The organism is Tardiphaga sp. 866_E4_N1_4, from assembly GCF_052076075.1.
Classification (GTDB): domain Bacteria; phylum Pseudomonadota; class Alphaproteobacteria; order Rhizobiales; family Xanthobacteraceae; genus Tardiphaga; species Tardiphaga robiniae.
In genome coordinates this window covers 3,496,244-3,511,990 of the sequence record NZ_CP197242.1, presented here as the reverse complement: position 1 = coordinate 3,511,990, position 15,747 = coordinate 3,496,244, and the positions used below count along the sequence as shown (strand labels likewise).

Annotated in this window: 19 protein-coding genes; 12 read left to right on the top strand and 7 right to left on the bottom strand. The window is 62.6% G+C overall.

Translation table 11 applies throughout. The features are described from left to right. Positions 1-127: 127 nt before the first annotated feature. Complete coding sequence (locus AB8B20_RS17165) at positions 128-1,189, top strand: DUF2252 family protein (RefSeq protein ID WP_439074536.1); 1,062 nt, start codon at positions 128-130, stop codon at positions 1,187-1,189. 21 nt (positions 1,190-1,210) lie between these two features. On the opposite strand, the gene AB8B20_RS17160 is transcribed toward AB8B20_RS17165, so the two are convergent. After that, on the bottom strand, positions 1,211-1,951 hold the full coding sequence (locus AB8B20_RS17160; protein ID WP_439074537.1) for an SDR family oxidoreductase: 741 nt from the start codon (positions 1,949-1,951) through the stop codon (positions 1,211-1,213). Positions 1,952-2,076: 125 nt separating this feature from the next. On the opposite strand from AB8B20_RS17160, the gene AB8B20_RS17155 reads away from it, so the two are divergent. The 3 genes from AB8B20_RS17155 (at position 2,077) to AB8B20_RS17145 (ending at position 5,233) form a co-directional block, all read left to right on the top strand. Continuing rightward, positions 2,077-2,970 carry a LysR family transcriptional regulator gene (locus AB8B20_RS17155; RefSeq protein ID WP_439074538.1) on the top strand — a complete coding sequence of 298 codons (894 nt, stop codon included), beginning with the start codon at positions 2,077-2,079 and terminating at the stop codon, positions 2,968-2,970. Positions 2,971-2,981: 11 nt separating this feature from the next. Continuing rightward, complete coding sequence (gluQRS, locus tag AB8B20_RS17150; RefSeq protein ID WP_439074539.1) at positions 2,982-3,869, top strand: tRNA glutamyl-Q(34) synthetase GluQRS; 888 nt, start codon at positions 2,982-2,984, stop codon at positions 3,867-3,869. A 101-nt stretch (positions 3,870-3,970) separates the two neighbouring features. Continuing rightward, on the top strand, positions 3,971-5,233 hold the full coding sequence (locus AB8B20_RS17145) for an ATP-binding protein (RefSeq protein ID WP_439074540.1): 1,263 nt from the start codon (positions 3,971-3,973) through the stop codon (positions 5,231-5,233). On the opposite strand, the gene AB8B20_RS17140 is transcribed toward AB8B20_RS17145, so the two are convergent. Further along, positions 5,160-6,020 carry a YihY/virulence factor BrkB family protein gene (locus tag AB8B20_RS17140; protein WP_210269064.1) on the bottom strand — a complete coding sequence of 287 codons (861 nt, stop codon included), beginning with the start codon at positions 6,018-6,020 and terminating at the stop codon, positions 5,160-5,162. The two genes, AB8B20_RS17145 and AB8B20_RS17140, sit on opposite strands and share 74 nt — an antisense overlap. Before the next feature lie 199 nt (positions 6,021-6,219). Between AB8B20_RS17140 and AB8B20_RS17135 the strand changes: the two genes are divergently transcribed. From AB8B20_RS17135 to AB8B20_RS17115, 5 genes are all read left to right on the top strand, one after another. Next, positions 6,220-6,414 (top strand): twin transmembrane helix small protein, encoded by a 195-nt coding sequence (locus tag AB8B20_RS17135; protein ID WP_068730376.1) that lies wholly within the window; start codon positions 6,220-6,222, stop codon positions 6,412-6,414. A gap of 33 nt (positions 6,415-6,447) precedes the next feature. Next, positions 6,448-7,020 carry a cob(I)yrinic acid a,c-diamide adenosyltransferase gene (locus AB8B20_RS17130; RefSeq protein ID WP_089267625.1) on the top strand — a complete coding sequence of 191 codons (573 nt, stop codon included), beginning with the start codon at positions 6,448-6,450 and terminating at the stop codon, positions 7,018-7,020. Positions 7,021-7,158: 138 nt separating this feature from the next. Next, positions 7,159-7,908, top strand: a complete 750-nt coding sequence (locus AB8B20_RS17125) for an electron transfer flavoprotein subunit beta/FixA family protein (RefSeq protein ID WP_439074541.1) — start codon at positions 7,159-7,161, stop codon at positions 7,906-7,908. Next, positions 7,908-8,843 (top strand): electron transfer flavoprotein subunit alpha/FixB family protein, encoded by a 936-nt coding sequence (locus AB8B20_RS17120; RefSeq protein ID WP_439074542.1) that lies wholly within the window; start codon positions 7,908-7,910, stop codon positions 8,841-8,843. The genes AB8B20_RS17125 and AB8B20_RS17120 overlap by 1 nt, the downstream gene beginning before the upstream one ends. 167 nt (positions 8,844-9,010) lie before the next feature. Continuing rightward, positions 9,011-9,892: a 3-hydroxybutyryl-CoA dehydrogenase gene (locus AB8B20_RS17115; protein ID WP_439074543.1), complete on the top strand. Its 882-nt coding sequence runs from the start codon at positions 9,011-9,013 to the stop codon at positions 9,890-9,892. Positions 9,893-10,172: 280 nt separating this feature from the next. On the opposite strand, the gene AB8B20_RS17110 is transcribed toward AB8B20_RS17115, so the two are convergent. Continuing rightward, positions 10,173-10,556 carry a tautomerase family protein gene (locus AB8B20_RS17110; RefSeq protein ID WP_439059914.1) on the bottom strand — a complete coding sequence of 128 codons (384 nt, stop codon included), beginning with the start codon at positions 10,554-10,556 and terminating at the stop codon, positions 10,173-10,175. A gap of 109 nt (positions 10,557-10,665) precedes the next feature. Between AB8B20_RS17110 and AB8B20_RS17105 the strand changes: the two genes are divergently transcribed. Next, positions 10,666-11,517, top strand: a complete 852-nt coding sequence (locus tag AB8B20_RS17105) for a LysR family transcriptional regulator (protein ID WP_439074544.1) — start codon at positions 10,666-10,668, stop codon at positions 11,515-11,517. Between the two features lie 73 nt (positions 11,518-11,590). Then, positions 11,591-11,785, top strand: a complete 195-nt coding sequence (locus tag AB8B20_RS17100) for a putative motility protein (protein WP_439074545.1) — start codon at positions 11,591-11,593, stop codon at positions 11,783-11,785. Here AB8B20_RS17100 and AB8B20_RS17095 read toward each other — a convergent pair. Next, on the bottom strand, positions 11,782-12,771 hold the full coding sequence (locus AB8B20_RS17095; protein ID WP_439074546.1) for an AraC family transcriptional regulator: 990 nt from the start codon (positions 12,769-12,771) through the stop codon (positions 11,782-11,784). The genes AB8B20_RS17100 and AB8B20_RS17095 overlap by 4 nt on opposite strands. A 68-nt stretch (positions 12,772-12,839) precedes the next feature. Between AB8B20_RS17095 and AB8B20_RS17090 the strand changes: the two genes are divergently transcribed. Next, entirely contained in the window at positions 12,840-14,054 is a 1,215-nt protein-coding gene (locus AB8B20_RS17090; RefSeq protein WP_089267618.1) for an MFS transporter, read from the top strand. Positions 14,055-14,095: 41 nt separating this feature from the next. On the opposite strand, the gene AB8B20_RS17085 is transcribed toward AB8B20_RS17090, so the two are convergent. From AB8B20_RS17085 to tlpA, 3 genes are all read right to left on the bottom strand, one after another. Further along, the gene (locus AB8B20_RS17085; RefSeq protein ID WP_439074547.1) at positions 14,096-14,473 is read right to left on the bottom strand and encodes a VOC family protein; all 378 of its coding nucleotides are present in this window, start codon (positions 14,471-14,473) and stop codon (positions 14,096-14,098) included. Positions 14,474-14,492: 19 nt separating this feature from the next. Next, positions 14,493-14,852: a DUF1428 domain-containing protein gene (locus AB8B20_RS17080; protein ID WP_089267616.1), complete on the bottom strand. Its 360-nt coding sequence runs from the start codon at positions 14,850-14,852 to the stop codon at positions 14,493-14,495. A 153-nt stretch (positions 14,853-15,005) separates the two neighbouring features. Then, the gene (tlpA, locus tag AB8B20_RS17075) at positions 15,006-15,680 is read right to left on the bottom strand and encodes a thiol:disulfide interchange protein TlpA (protein WP_439074548.1); all 675 of its coding nucleotides are present in this window, start codon (positions 15,678-15,680) and stop codon (positions 15,006-15,008) included. Between the last annotated feature and the right edge of the window lie 67 nt (positions 15,681-15,747).

Here is a 15,747-nt window from a genome sequence, read left to right as displayed (position 1 = left end):
CTCTGATACCCGGCGTTTTGCGTTCGACGCCGCGAATTTTGCCATAGCCGGTTTCGTTGCACCGTTTTATGGTGCATCCTGAATTCAATACATCTTTTGATTGTTTTTGAGCGACCGCGAGGCCCAGATGTCTTTTCGCGAAGATAACAGCGCGTATGAGGATTGGCTGCGTGGCCAGTGCGACGTCGTGGAAAAGGACCTCAGGCTCAAGCACCGACTGATGCGCGAGGACCCCTTCGTCTTTTTGCGTGGCACGTATTTTCGGTGGGCAAGGAAGATCGAAGACCTCTGCCCGACATTATGCGATGCGCCGCATGTCCTGTGCGTCGGCGACGTCCATCTCGAAAACTACGGCACTTGGCGGGACGCCGAAGGGCGGCTGGTCTGGGGCATCAACGATTTCGATGAGGCGGCGAAGATGCCGTATCTGTTCGATCTCGTTCGTCTTACGACCAGCGCGCTGCTTGCGCCGGGCATGAGGCTTGGGAGAGCGGCAATCTCGCGTGCCATTCTCGCCGGCTACCGCAAGGGTCTGGCCGATCCCCATCCGGCTTTATTGGATCAACGCGAATTCTGGATGCGGCCCTATGCCGTTCGCGCACGCAAGAAGCCGGCGAAGTTTTGGAACGAGGTGAAGAAGTATCCGACCGCCAAGCCGCCCGCAAAGGTCGTCCAGGCACTGAAAAAGTCGCTGAAGGGCGCAACGATCGAGAGATTTGGCAGCCGTGTCGCGGGCACCGGCGGCCTCGGACGGCCACGATACGTGGCCGTCGCCACTGCGGAAGGGGGGGGCTGCCTGAGGGAGGCAAAGGCGCTCGTCCCTTCGGCATGGCTGTGGGCACATGGTAGCAAGTCGAGCATTTCGCATCTTCACGCCCTGGCGTTTGGACGCTATCGCGCGCCGGATCCGTTTCTGGCCATTGACGGCAAGTTCGTGATCCGCCGGCTGGCGCCGGATTCTCGCAAGATTGAACTCGGCAAGAGTCCGGGCGCCGAGCTGGCCAAACTGACCACGCAGCTATTGAACGCGATGGGGCAGGATCTCGCTGCCATTCACGTCGCGAGCAAGATCGGCGCTAAGGCTTTGCGCGCCGATCTCAGGAAGCGCCCTCCGGGATGGCTCGGAAAAGCCGCCAAGACCATGTCGGAACTGGTGGAGAGCGACTACCGCGCCTGGAAGAAGAAATGACGCGCGGCAGTCGCTCCGATCTCACACAAGCCCGCCATTGGCGCGCAGCACCTGGGCGTTGATCCAGCCGCCTTCAGGGCCGACCAGGAAAGCAACGGCATTGGCGATGTCCTCGGGTGTGCCGAGACGCTCCATTGGCGTCGCCTTGGCGAAACGCTCGATCAGTTCGGGCGACTTGCCATTGAGGAACAGGTCGGTTGCGGTCGGGCCGGGCGCGATGGCGTTCACGGTAATCGAGCGGCCCCGCATCTCCTTGGCCATGATACCCGTCATGGTTTCGACCGCAGCCTTGGTGGCGGCATAGATGCCGTAGCTCTCGAGCTTGGTGCCTACGACACCAGTGGAGAAGTTCACGACCCGGCCGCCATCGCGCAGCCGCTTGGCGGCTTCGCGCATGGTGTTGAAGGTGCCCTTCAGATTGACCGCGATCTGCTGGTCGAACGATGCGTCGTCGGCGTCGGCGAATTTCGCGAGCTTCATGATGCCGGCATTGTTGATCAGCACGTCGATGCCGCCAAAGGCGGTCTCCGCTGCATCGAACATCCCGCGCACAGCGGCAGGATCGCTGACATCGGCCTTGGCGGTCAGCGCGCGGCCACCCGCGGCTTCGATCTTTTGTGCGACGGCCTCGGCCAGCGCGGCATCGCCGGAGTAATTGACGATGACCGTGAAGCCATCACGGCCCAGTCGCTCGGCGATGGCTGCGCCGATGCCGCGGGATGCGCCCGTCACGATGGCTACCTTGCTGGATTGGTGGGTCATTTCGCTTCTCCTCGATAAAACGGCCGACTGGCAGCGCCGTTCTGATGGGAGAAACTTAGGCGATTCCATTTTCCGGATAATGATGCATTATCTGGCATCACAATCCGGATTTAGCGAACAAAGAGATGGACCGTTTCGAGACAATGCGGGTGTTCACCCGGGTGGTGGAGCGGCGCAGTTTTACGGCTGCTGCGGCGGATCTCGGCCTGCCGCGGTCGACCGTGACCGATGCCGTCAAGCAGATCGAGGCGCGGCTCGGCGTGCGGCTGCTCGAGCGCACCACGCGGCTGGTGCGACCGACGCTGGACGGCGAGGCCTATCACCAGCGCTGCCTGACGCTGATTGCCGATCTTGAAGACGCCGAAAGCGCGTTCTGCGGGGCCAAGCCCAAGGGGCCGCTGCGGGTGGATATGAATGGCACGCTGGCGCGCAATTTCGTGCTGCCGCATCTGCCGGACTTTCTTGCCGAATATCCGGATATCCAGCTCTATCTCAGCGAGGGCGACCGGCTCGTCGATCTGATCCGTGAGGGCATCGACTGCGTGGTGCGTGTCGGCGAGCTCCGCGACAGCGATATGGTGGCGCGCCGGCTGACCATGATGGACGAAGTCACCTGCGCCGCGCCGTCCTATCTCGCGCGCATGGGCATGCCGATGTCGATCGATGCACTCGAAGGCCATCGGATGGTCGGCTATCACTCCTCGGCGACGGGCGCGGTGCTGCCGCTGGAATTTCAGGACAGCGGCGCGCTGCGTCTTGTCTCCTTGCGGGTGGCGATCACGGTGAACAGCGCGGAAAATTACGTGGCCATGGCGAAACTCGGCTTCGGCCTGGTGCAGGTGCCGCACTATCGGATCAAGGGCGAACTCGCCGATGGCACGCTGGTCGAGGTGGTGCCGCAACATCCGCCGACGCCGTCGCCCGTGTCGCTGCTCTATCCGCGCAATCGCCAGCTCTCGCCGCGGGTGCGTGTGTTCATGGACTGGCTGACGCGTGCTTTCGCGCGCGACCTGATCTAGGCAAACCTGTGATGGCCCCTGTTTTTCGCTTCGCGCCCAGCCCCAACGGCTATCTGCATCTCGGCCATGCCTATTCGGCGCTGCTGAATTTCGATCTGGCGCGTGAGGTCGGTGGCCGGTTGTTGCTGCGGATCGAGGATATCGATGCCACGCGCTGCCGGCCCGAATTCGAGGCGGCGATCTACGAGGATCTTGCCTGGCTCGGCATCGCCTGGGAGATGCCGGTACGGCGACAGTCGCAGCATTTCACCGACTACCGCGCAGCGACCGAACGGCTTGCAGCCTTGGGACTGCTCTATCCGAGCTTCGAGAGCCGCGCCGAGATCGCGCGCATGATCGCGGCCGAAGAAGCGAAAGGCTCATGGCCGCGCGATCCCGATGGTGCGCCTCTCTATCCAGGCATTGCCAGATCGTTGTCGCCACAGGCCATCGCCGAACTCAGACAGGCGGATGCGCCCATGGCGCTGCGGCTGGATATGGCCAAAGCCATTGTGGCCAGCGGTCCGCTCACATGGACCGAGCAGGGCAGGGGTCCGGGCGGCGAGACGGGTACCGTCACCGCGCAGCCAGATGCGTGGGGCGATGTGATCCTGGCCCGCAAGGAGACGCCGACCAGCTATCATCTCTCGGTTGTCCTCGATGATGCGCTGCAGGGCGTGACCCATGTGGTGCGCGGCCAGGATCTGTTCTGGTCGACCAGCGTGCACCGGCTATTGCAGCAACTGCTCGGCCTGCCGCAACCGGTCTATCGGCATCATTTGCTCGTGCGCGATGGCACCGGTGCCAAACTGTCGAAGTCGACCGGCTCCACCAGCCTGCGTGAGTTGCGAGCCGGGGGCACTACACCAGCGGATATCCGCCGCATGGTCGGGCTGCCTGACCCGTCTGCCGCAAGTTAGCCGCAAGCGCGCCGCAAGAAATTCGCAAGCTGGACCGGGCCCGCGGCGTGACTCCGCGCGCCCCGCCGTGGCATGGTGCCGCCGGGACGGGTGGGCAACATATGGCGCTGACATCGCGCTCTCCGCGCAAGATGCGGACGCGCACCAAGCAAACGCTGAAAAAGCGCGTGGCAAAGAAGCGTGCGGCGAAGAAGCCTGCATCGAAGCCGCGCGCCAAGCGCAGGTCCCCGCGTGCCGATACGATGGTGGAAACCGCGCTGGCGGTGTTTGCCCATGAGGTGCGCACGCCGCTGACCGGCATTCTTGCGGTCAGCGATCTGCTGGCCACCTCCGATCTCGACGAGCGTGAGCGGCGCTGGGTCGAGACGATCAAGGCTGGCGCCGAACATCTGGCGGGTCTCGCGACATTGTTCGTCGATGCGGCGCGCAGCAGCAAATCCAGATTCGAACTACGGCAGGACTTCTTCGATCTGCGCGCGCTTGCCCGCAACATTGGCGACTCGCTCGCAGGCCGCGCGGCTGCCAAGGGACTGCTGTCGCGGGTCGTGATCTCCGACAGACTGCCGGTGTTCGTGATCGGCGATCCCGTGCGGCTGCGCGCGGCGCTGGAAAATCTCATCGACAATGCGGTGAAATTTACCGAGCAGGGCAATGTGGCGCTGAAGGTCTCGCCTGTGCGCATGGCGGGCAAGGTCGGCGTATCCTTCACCGTCTCCGATAGTGGCATCGGCCTCACGCTGGCCGAGATCAAGCGGCTGTTCAAACCGTTCTCGCAGGCCAATGTCTCGATCGCGTCGCGTTTTGGCGGTGCGGGCCTTGGCCTGTCGTCAGTCAAACAACTCGCTCGCGCCATGGGTGGCGACATCACTGTGGCGCAGAGCCGCGGTGGTGGGACAGTGTTCACGCTGACGGTCGGCCTCGACAAGACGAATGGTCCGATCGCCATCATGTCGAGCGCCGATGATGCTTCTTTTGCTCCGGGAGAAGCGCTGCGGGTCTTGAGCGTCGAGGACAATCCGTTCGGTCGTGTCGTGCTCAATGCCATTCTCACCGAACTCGGCCATCAGGCCGAGTTCATCGGTCGTGGCGAAGCAGCGGCGGAGCGCGTTGCGCAGGGCACGTTCGATGCGGTGCTCATGGACATGGTGCTGCCGGGGATCGATGGCGTCGAGGCGATCCGGCAGATCCGTGCGCTGAAGACGCCGCCTGGCCGCGTCGCGATCATTGGCGTGTCCGGTCGCAGTGAAGACGAAGCCGCATCGCGTCAGGCGGGCGCCGACGCGTTCCTGATCAAACCGGTGTCTCCGCGGGCGCTAGCGACTGCGCTGCTTGAAGCGAGACGCCGTGGGGCAGCCGCGACTTGATGATGGCGGCATTCAGTTCGCCGCCAAACACGAAGATCGCCGCAATGAAGTACAGAAACACCAGCGCGATGATCACCGATGCCAGGCCGGCATACATGGTGACATAGTTGTTGGCGAAGCGCGCGAGATAGAGGCCGAAGCCGATGCCCGACGCCAGCGACGCCAGCATCGTGAAGATGATGCCCGGCAGGATCTGACTGAAGGTGCGGCGGCCTGCCGGCAGCCACACATGCAGGATGAACAATGCGATCACCATGGCGACGATGGTGATGCCGTAACGCGCCACCGTCAGCAGCCGCTCGTTGTTCTCCACCATCAGCGGCACATAGCGCCGTACGATTTCCAGCATCAGCGGGCCGAGCACGATCAGGAACGCCATGGCGAGCGCGGTGACGGCAGCGACCAGCGTGTAGCCGATCGACTCCAGCCGCAGCCAGTACCAGCGCCGCAGCTCGATCACCGAATATGCGCGGTTCAGGGCAACGCGCAGGCTCTCGACGCCGTTGGAGGCGAAATACACTGCGAGCACGAGACCGATGGTCAGCGCATCGCCGCGGGTGGTGGTCAGCACGTCGTGGATCTGCGAGGACAGGGCGCCGGCCACCTGATCGGGCCAGACCTCTAGCAGCAGGCCGACGGCCTGATCGGCGAGATTCTTGGAGCCGAAAAAGCCGGCCAGCGAGGCCAGCACGATCAGGAACGGAAACAGCGCCATCAGGGTGGAGAGGGCGATATGGCTGGCGATCGCCCAGCCGTCATCGGCAAGAAACGTATAGAAGGCGTCCATCACGACATCGTAGACGGTGCGTATCTGCCCCACGTGCCACCTGGTTCGGGATCGGCCCGGCAAATCACCGGCTCTCATGTTAGCTTCTGATATCTAACGCGAAAAAGCCAGATCGTTGCATTGCGGCGCGCGCGTAACCGCTGTGTCATTTTGACGGTCGGCGATAGCGCAGCCTGTGACGCAGTGTTATGTAGCCGATATGACATCAACGCTCAGCAACATTATCCTCCCCATCGCGGTCGGCGCCGTTGCGCTGGTCCTGCTGCTTGGCCTGTTCAACATGATGCGCGGCGGCTCGCCTGATCGCTCGCAGAAGCTGATGCGGTGGCGCGTGGTGCTGCAATTCGTCGCCATTATCCTCACCATGGCCACCGTCTGGGCGATGGGCCGCTGACGCAAATTCCTTAACTCGCGCTGGATCAATTCGATGGTCGTTCTCAACCGCATCTACACCCGCACTGGCGATGACGGCACGACAGCTCTCGGCACCGGCGAGCGTCGGCCGAAATATGATCTCCGCGTCAGCGCCTATGGAACCGTGGATGAGACCAATGCGGCGATCGGCGTGGTGCGGCTGCATCTCGCCCATGCGCGGTCCTTGGATGCGATGCTCGGGCTGATCCAGAACGATCTGTTCGATCTCGGGGCTGATCTCGCGGTTCCGCAGCGCGAGGGCAAGGCCGAGCGGCTGCGCCTGCTGGCGAGTCAGGTCGAGCGGTTGGAGAACGATATTGACATGCTCAACGCGCCGCTGGCCGATCTGACCTCGTTTGTTTTGCCTGGCGGAACTCCAGCCGCCGCTCACCTTCATGTCGCCCGGACAATCTGCCGTCGTGCGGAACGGATCATAGTGGAACTCGCCGCCCAGCCCGATGAGCCGGTCTCGGACGCTGGTATCCAATATATGAACCGGCTGTCGGACTTCCTCTTCGTCGCCAGCCGCTCGCAGAACGACAATGGCGCCGGCGACGTGCTCTGGGTGCCCGGCCAGAACCGGTAATTTCGGCTAAATCGGCTGGCCTAGAGACATTCGATTTTAGGGTCTGGCGCGTTGACCCCGTGTGGCAGGGGCTTTAGGTTCCGCGCCCAAGCTTCCGAGCAAGCTCTGAAACAATAAAACTCACACGAAAGAGGATCGATGAAGGTTCTGGTCGCGGTCAAACGGGTGGTCGATTACAACGTCAAGGTTCGCGTCAAGAGCGACGGATCGGGCGTCGAACTGTCCAACGTCAAGATGTCGATGAATCCGTTCGACGAAATCGCTGTCGAGGAAGCCCTGCGCCTGAAAGAGGCCGGCAACGCAACCGAGGTGGTCGTGGTCTCGATCGGTCCCGCACAGGCGTCCGAAACCCTCCGCACCGGCCTCGCGATGGGCGCCGACCGTGGCATCCTCGTCAAGGTTGACGGCACCGTCGAGCCGCTCGCCGTGGCGAAGATCCTCAAGGCCGTCGCCGATGAGGAAAAGCCCGGCCTGGTGATCCTCGGCAAGCAGGCGATCGACGACGACGCCAACCAGACCGGCCAGATGCTGGCCGCGCTGCTCGGCTGGCCGCAGGCGACTTTCGCCAACAAGCTGGTTGTCGAAGGCGACGACGTCACCGTGACCCGTGAAGTCGACGGCGGTCTGCAAACCGTCAAGCTCAAGGGACCGGCAATTGTCACCACCGATCTTCGTCTGAACGAGCCGCGCTACGCGTCGCTGCCGAACATCATGAAGGCAAAGAAGAAGCCGATCGACGAGAAGACCGCCGATGGTTACGGCGTCGATATTTCTCCGCGTCTCGAGATCATCAAGACCAGCGAACCGGGCGGCCGCAAGGCCGGCGTCAAGGTCAAGGACGTCGCCGAACTGGTATCGAAACTCAAGACTGAAGCCGGGGTGCTCTAATGCCGACATTGCTGCTTGCCGATCACGACAACGCCACTCTGAAGGATTCCACCAACAAGGCGCTCACCGCTGCCACCCAGATCGGCGGCGAGGTGCACATCCTCGTTGCCGGCCAGAATGCGAAGCCGGCCGCGGAAGCTGCCGCCAAGCTGCAGGGCGTCACCAAGGTACTGCTCGCCGACGACGCCTCTTATGCCCACGATCTTGCCGAGCCGCTGGCCGCGCTGATCGTGTCGCTGGCGGCCGCCTATGACGTGCTGATCGCCGCTGCGACCACGCGCTCGAAGAATGTGATGCCGCGCGTCGCCGCCCTGCTCGACGTGATGCAGGTGTCGGAAATCACCAAGGTGATCGCGCCCGACACCTATGAGCGTCCGATCTACGCCGGTAACGCGATCCAGACCGTGAAGTCCAAGGATGCCAAGAAGGTCATTACGGTGCGTACCTCGACCTTCGGTGCAGCCGGTGAAGGCGGCAGCGCGGCGGTGGAAGACGCCAAGACGGCCGAGAATCCGGGTTTGTCGACCTTCGTCGGCGAGGACATGGCCAAGAGCGATCGTCCGGAACTGACCTCGGCGAAGATCATCGTGTCCGGCGGCCGTGCCATGCAGAGCCGCGAGAACTTTGCCAAATACATCGAGCCGCTCGCCGACAAGCTCGGCGCCGGCGTCGGCGCCTCGCGCGCCGCGGTGGATGCCGGTTATGCCCCGAACGACTGGCAGGTCGGCCAGACTGGCAAGGTCGTGGCTCCGGAGCTGTATATCGCCATCGGCATTTCCGGCGCGATCCAGCATCTCGCCGGCATGAAGGACTCCAAGGTGATCGTCGCGATCAACAAGGACGAAGACGCGCCGATCTTCCAGGTCGCCGATTACGGCCTGGTCGCCGACCTCTACCAGGCCGTGCCGGAGCTGACCGAAGCACTCGGCAAGTAGAGGCCCAGCGGGCAAGGATTTGGCAAATAAGGCCTTGCTGAATTAGGGCTTTGCGCCTCAATTAACGACATCGGCCGGAGTGACTGACTCCGGCCGATATTTTATGTAAAGATAGCTTTCCGAACGCGGCATGCGCGGGCGGCGTGTTCCCAGAGATGACAAGCAAGATGGCGGTTATGATCAAGAAAGTCGGCGTGATCGGCTCGGGCCAGATGGGCAATGGCATTGCGCATGTGGCTGCATTGGGCGGCCTCGAAGTTGTGCTGAACGATGTCTCTGCCGACCGCCTGAAGTCCGCCATGGCGACGATCAACGGCAACCTGTCGCGTCAGGTGTCGAAGAAGGTCATCACCGAGGATGCACGCAAGGCCGCGCTGGATCGCATCACCTCGTCGGACACGATGGACGGCCTTGCCGATTGCGATCTCGTGATCGAATCCGCTGTCGAGAAGGAAGAGATCAAGCGCAAGATCTTCCACGATCTCTGCGCTGTGCTGAAGCCGGAGGCAATCATCGCTTCCAACACATCGTCAATCTCGATCACGCGCCTCGCCGCGTCGACCGACCGTCCCGAAAAGTTCATCGGCATTCACTTCATGAATCCGGTGCCGTTGATGGAACTGGTCGAACTGATCCGCGGCATTGCCACCGATGACGCGACCTTCGACGCGTCCAAGGAATTCGTCACGAGGCTCGGCAAGCAGATCGCCGTCTCGGAAGATTTCCCGGCCTTCATCGTCAATCGTATTCTTTTGCCGATGATCAACGAGGCGATCTACACGCTGTATGAAGGCGTCGGCAATGTCGAAGCCATCGATGCCGCGATGAAGCTCGGTGCGCATCACCCGATGGGCCCGCTCGAACTCGCCGATTTCATCGGCCTCGATACGTGTCTGTCGATCATGCAAGTGCTGCATGAAGGCCTTGCCGACTCCAAGTATCGGCCGTGCCCGCTGCTGGTGAAATATGTCGAAGCCGGCTGGCTCGGTCGCAAGACCCAGCGCGGTTTCTACGACTATCGCGGCGAGAAGCCGATCCCGACGCGCTAAGGCGAAGCGCTCGTCTTTTTTAAGATAGAACGCTGTCATTGCCGGGCTTGACCCGGCAATCCACCTTTACGCATGCAAGGAAGAAGGATGGATCCGCGGGTCATCCAGCGAAGCTTGCTTCGCGCTGCCCGCGGATGACGACGGTGTGTGTGGTTGGCCTCGCGGCCAAGTTAAATCAACATCCGCATCAGCTTCGTCACCGCTGGCAGCATCCCGACGATCATCGCCATGCCCATGCCGACTCCGCACAGATGCGCCATCAATGTCTCGCGCTGCGTAATCATGTCACGTACTGCGCCACGCCATGGCCAAACGACCAGTTCTCCGGCAGCACCTCGACGAGGTTGATGAAGACGTCTTCGGGCCGCAGGCCCGGCCTGTCAGTCAGCTTCTCGACGATCCGTTTGTAGAGCGCCTGCTTCTGCTCACGCGGGCGGGTGTTACTCACCGTCAACTGGATGATGACCAGATCATCGGTCCGGCGAATGCCGAGATAATTCGGATCATAGATGAAAGTGCCATCCTCATGCTCCGAGATGGTGACGAAACGGTCACCCTCCGGGACGTTGAAGGTCTCGCGCAGCGCTTGATAGACGCCTTCGGCGATCGCCTCCCGATAGGCGGCGGGCTTGCCCTTCTTCAGTGAAATGCGAACCAGCGGCATGGTGGTCTCCTGTCGTTCAAATCCGATGCAGCAAACCTAATCCCATATTGATCATTGGAAAATCGTATGAAATAATATTTCAATGATGTCATATTGAAATGATTGGCCGATGAAAGCGCTCGATATCGAGGCCGTGCAGGCCTTCGTGCTGGTGGCCGATCTCACCAGCTTCACCCGCGCCGCCGAGGCGATGGGAAGCACGCAGTCGGCGATCAGCCTTAAGATCAAGCGGCTGGAAGGCGGGCTGGGTAAGCGCCTGCTGGAGCGAACGCCGCGGCTGGTGCGCCTGTCGGCGGAGGGGGTGGCTTTTCTGGCCTCCGCCCGAAATCTCGTCGCGGCGCATCAGTCGGCCATTGGCTCATTCGCTGCGGAGCGGCGGCGTCTGGTGGTGGGGATCAGCCATCATCTCGTCGGCGCCGATCTTGCCGACGTATTGAAACGCATGAGCGCGACCGATCCGTCCCTGGTGATCGAATTGCGGATCGAGTCATCGCGGGTCCTGCTGTCAGCCTATGACGCTGGCGATCTCGACGCGGCGATCGTGTTGCGGATCGACAGGCGACGTGGTGACGGCGAGGTCTTGATGGAAGAACCATTTGGCTGGATGGGCACGCTGGATTTTCGGCACGCGCCCGGTGAGCCGCTGCGACTCGCGGCGCAGTCCGCGCCATGTACGGTCCGTTCGGCGGCGATTGCGGCACTCGATGGGGCTGGCATTCCGTGGACCGAAGCCTTCGTTGGCGGCGGCGTTGCGACCATCGGCGCGGCGATCTCCGCCGGCCTCGCCGTTGGTGCGCTGGTCCGCCGTGTTGCTCCCGCCGGCAGCATCGATCTTGGCCCACGCCTCGGTCTGCCGAAATTGCAGGATGCCGAGACGATGCTGCATTCCAGCCTCACCGATGCGCGGGCGCGCGGCGCGCTGCGCACGCTGGGCGCAGCATTTCGGGCGAATGCTGGCTGATTGTTGCACCAGGTCAACATTCGTTTAACCCCGCATCGCTATACCGGCGGTACGACGTTACGGAGTGTTTCTGATGGATATGGCTTTGGTTGCCAGCGCGCTTGCCATGAAGGCGGCGGGAACGCAGCAGCAGATTTCAACCTCGATCATGAAGTCGAATGCCGACATGGAAAAGAACACTGTGCTCACGCTGCTCGGTGGCGCGCAGCAGGCCTCGCAGGCCAATCTCAGTGCGGGCGTCGGCGGCAATCTCGATATCGCCGCCTAAGGCGCTGTGGAGCCTGGCCGTTCGCCGTTAGAGGCTACAGTCAGTGTCGCGCGAAAATGGCTCGGCGGCGCGCCGATGATGCGCTTGAAGGCGCGGCTGAACGCGGCTTCCGATTCATAGCCAAGCCGACGTGCGACGACCGCGATCTTCAGGCGGTCGCGAACGAGCCACTGCTTTGCTTCCCGCATCCGCAATTGCGCGACGTAACGGGCCGGTGTCTGGCCGACGACATTGGCGAAGCGCAATGCGAACGCCGAGCGTGACGCATGCATGACGTTCGCCAGCGCCTCGACGGTCCAGTCCCTGGTCGGATCGCGGTGGATCGCGGCGAGAACTCGCCCGATACCGGGGTCGCGCGCGGCTGCGACCCAACCGTCAGAGCCGCAGCCTTTCTCCACCCAGTTGCGGATCAGTGCAGCGGCGACAACATCGGCCAGCCGCGTCAGCATGCCGCCGGCACCGACGCGATCCAGCGCCAGTTCGGACGTCATGGCCTCAAGCAGATGCGGGATGGCGGGCTCGTCGGTGGCAAGTTCGTGCATCTGCATCAGCTCAGGCATCATCAGAAGTAACGGATGCTGGCTGTCGAGGTTGAAGGTCATGCCGGCGCCGAACAGCACGGTTTCTTCGCCATTTCTGTTGCCGCCGCTGCAGGTGTCGAGGATGCCGCAGCACACCGGTTCGAACTGGCAATTCTCGACCGGTGCCGGGAAGGCATCGGGCGAGCTCGCCAACGCATGTTCCGCGCCGCGCGGCAGCAAGACGGCATCGCCTGGTTCAAGGCGGACCCACGCGTTATCCAGAGTTCGCAGCCAGCAGCCGCGTTCGGCGACGAAGTGGAATTGCGCCTTCGGCCGTGCCGGGAATACCAGCCCCCATGGCTCGGTCATGCGGCAGCGGACGTAATCGACGCCCTCAATCTTCAAGCCCCGGAGCATTTCGGTCAGGGGGTGAGTGGCGACAGTTGTGGACGAATGATCAAGCATTGCGGGTTTTCTAGCATGGAAACTCCAAGAGGTCACCTCCATCTCCGGGGTCCCTGCTGGAGACTGCCATGACTGATTCCGCCACTGCTGCACTTGATGCCGATGTTTCTCCAATAACCAATGAGCGGACGAACGCGGCCTGGGCGGCTGTTGTCTCCTTGATGCTTGGCGCGTTCAGCCAGGTCACGGCTGAATTCCTGCCCGCCAGCCTGCTCACGCCGATCGCCACGGATCTCGGGGTCTCGGTTGGCGCTGCCGGGCAGGTGGTGACGGCGACCTCCCTTGTCGGGATCATCGCCGGACTTGCGACGGCCATTGTGACACGCGCCATGGATCGCCGCGTCGTCCTGTGGTCGCTCACGGTGCTGCTGATCGTGTCCAATCTGCTGTCGGCTACCGCGAGCAATCTTCCAATCCTGTTGCTTGCCCGCGTGCTGCTCGGCATCAGCCTCAGCGGTTTTTGGGCAATGGCAACGGCCACCGCGATGCGGCTTGTTCCGGCGGAGGCGCTGCCGCGCGCGATCTCGCTGATTTTCAGTGGCGTTTCGATCGCCACCGTCAGCGCTGCGCCCATCGGTGCATATCTTGGAGATCTGTGGGGTTGGCGGAACGTGTTCTTGCTGGCGGCCGCTGTCGGCGCCGTCGTGCTCGTCTTTCAGGTGCTGACGCTGCCGCGCTTGCCGCCGCTCACATCACCGGATGTGCGCACGCTGTTCGTGCTGATGCGTCGGCCCAGTGTCCGGCTTGTGATGATCGCAATCGCCGTCAGTATCTCGGGCCACTTCGCCGGATTCACTTACGTCCGGCATTTCCTTGAACAAGTGCCGCAGCTTCCGGTCACTGCGATCTCGCTCGTCCTGCTGGCTTATGGCGTTGGCGGTTTCTTCGGCAATTTCGCGGGCGGGGTGCTTGTCGCCCGTAGTGCGAAACTTGCGATCGTCACGGGATCTGCGGCGATCGCCGTGCTCGCGCTGGTGCTGTTTGTCTTTGGCGCTTCGGGCCTTGTCGCGGGCATCGCGGTTGGTCTCTGGGGTTTTGCCTTCGGCGTGCTGCCGGTTGGCTTCCAGACATGGATGGTGCGGGTCGCATCGGACGAAGCTGAATCTGCGGGCGGCCTGCTCGTGTCGGCTTTCCAGGTCGCGATCACGGTTGGCGCAGTCGTTGGCGGCATTCTGGTCGACGGTTTCGGCCCGTTCGGTGCCGTTGGTTATCTCGCAGCGGCGACACTGGCGGGCGCGCTGCTCGTGTTGCTGTCGCGCAGCGGCGGCGAAGTGCCGGCCTGAAGCGCGAAGGGAGGCAGCAGCCTGCTGCCTCCCGGATTCTCTTACGCGACCGGTGTGATCCAGCCGATCCCGGCACCGCCGGGCTGCAGCAGGATTGCGAGCCGGCCGACATCGGGAATGTCGAATACCGGCCGCATCAGCGTCGCGCCGGCCGCGACGGCTTTCGTCACACGCGCATCGACATCGTCGACCGCAAGATACGGCATCCAGCCATCGGGGACATTCTCGTAGCCCGGGCCTTCCGCGTGGAAGATGCCGCCGACCGGCACATTGTCCATCATTGCGATCCAGTAGATGCCGCCGCCCGCCAGCTTCTTGGCCTGATAGGTCCAGCCGATGGTCTCCTGATAGAAGGCTTTCGCGCGCTCGGGATCGCGCGTCACGAATTCATTCCAGTTGAAATGACCGTGCGGCGTCATGGCGTCCTCCGTTGTTGCGTCAGACTGAAACCAGCGTCTTGAAGCCACCATAGATCATGCGCTTGGCATCGAACGGCATCGCCTTCGGATCCATCATCTTGGCGAGGCGCGGATCCTTCATCACTTTGGCGTTGATGCGGTCGCGATCTTTGCGCGTCTTGTAGATGATATAGGAAAACACAACGGTCTCGTCGGGTTTCAGTTTCACGCTGCGCGGGAACGATGTCCATTTGCCGACGCTGACGTCATCGGCGACACATTCCTGATAGTCGAGTGCGCCGTATTCGCGCCAGATTTTGCCGGCCTTGCGCGCGATGGCGGCATAGGCTTTCAGCTTCTTCTTCGGCACCGGAACGAGGAATCCGTCGATATAGGCCATTGGTCGTTTCTCCCTGCTGTCATGCGTCGGCGCCGGGCGCGCGTGGCCCGGTTGTTTTCAAGACGAACGCAATTGCGTTCATCCGACAGCATTCTGGAGAATTTTGCGATCCGCGCAGGCGGCCGTATGTCGCAGTTGTCTGTGCCGTGGTCTTCAGAAACTGGCCGCGGCGGGCTTCACCGCCGCTTTCAGCAGCTTGATGGCATCTTCGCTGTCCCATTCGGCGGGGCCGGCGATCGTCGCGATCTCGCAGCCCTTGCCGTCGATCAGCACCGAGGTCGGCATACCCAGTGCACGGCCGATGCCCTTGAGGTCCTGGAACACCTTGGCTGACGTGTCGGTGAAATAATCCAGCCGGTTGAGGCCGCCGTCTTTCAGGAAAGCCTTCGGCTTCTCGGCGTCGCGGGTGTCGATATTGATCGCAACGACCTGGAAATCCGGGCCACCGAGCTTGGTCTCAAGGTTGTTCAGCGCCGGCATTTCCTTGCGGCAGGGCACGCACCAAGTGGCCCACAGGTTCACCAGCACCGTCCGGCCGCGCCAGTCTGACAATCTCTTCTCCTGGCCGTCGGCATCCCTGAAAGCGAGGTCCGGCAGTTTCAGCGGCGTCCTGGCCATGGTCAGGCCGGCGACTTCGCCGCGTGCCAGCGGCTCGATCTTCTTCGACAGTGCGATGGCCGGCGCGCAGGTCGGATCGCCTGGCGCAGCCTGCTGCCGCAGCCGATCCATATTGGATACCGCGGCAAAGCCGATCACGGCGCCCACGAGCACCGCGCCAAGCACGATCAGGCGGCGTTTGGCCGGACGGGGGGCAGGCTGGTCGGGCATAGGGTTTGTCATTCGGTCTCAGTTAGGGCTATGCAACGGTTGGCGACGGACGATCCGTCGGCTGCGG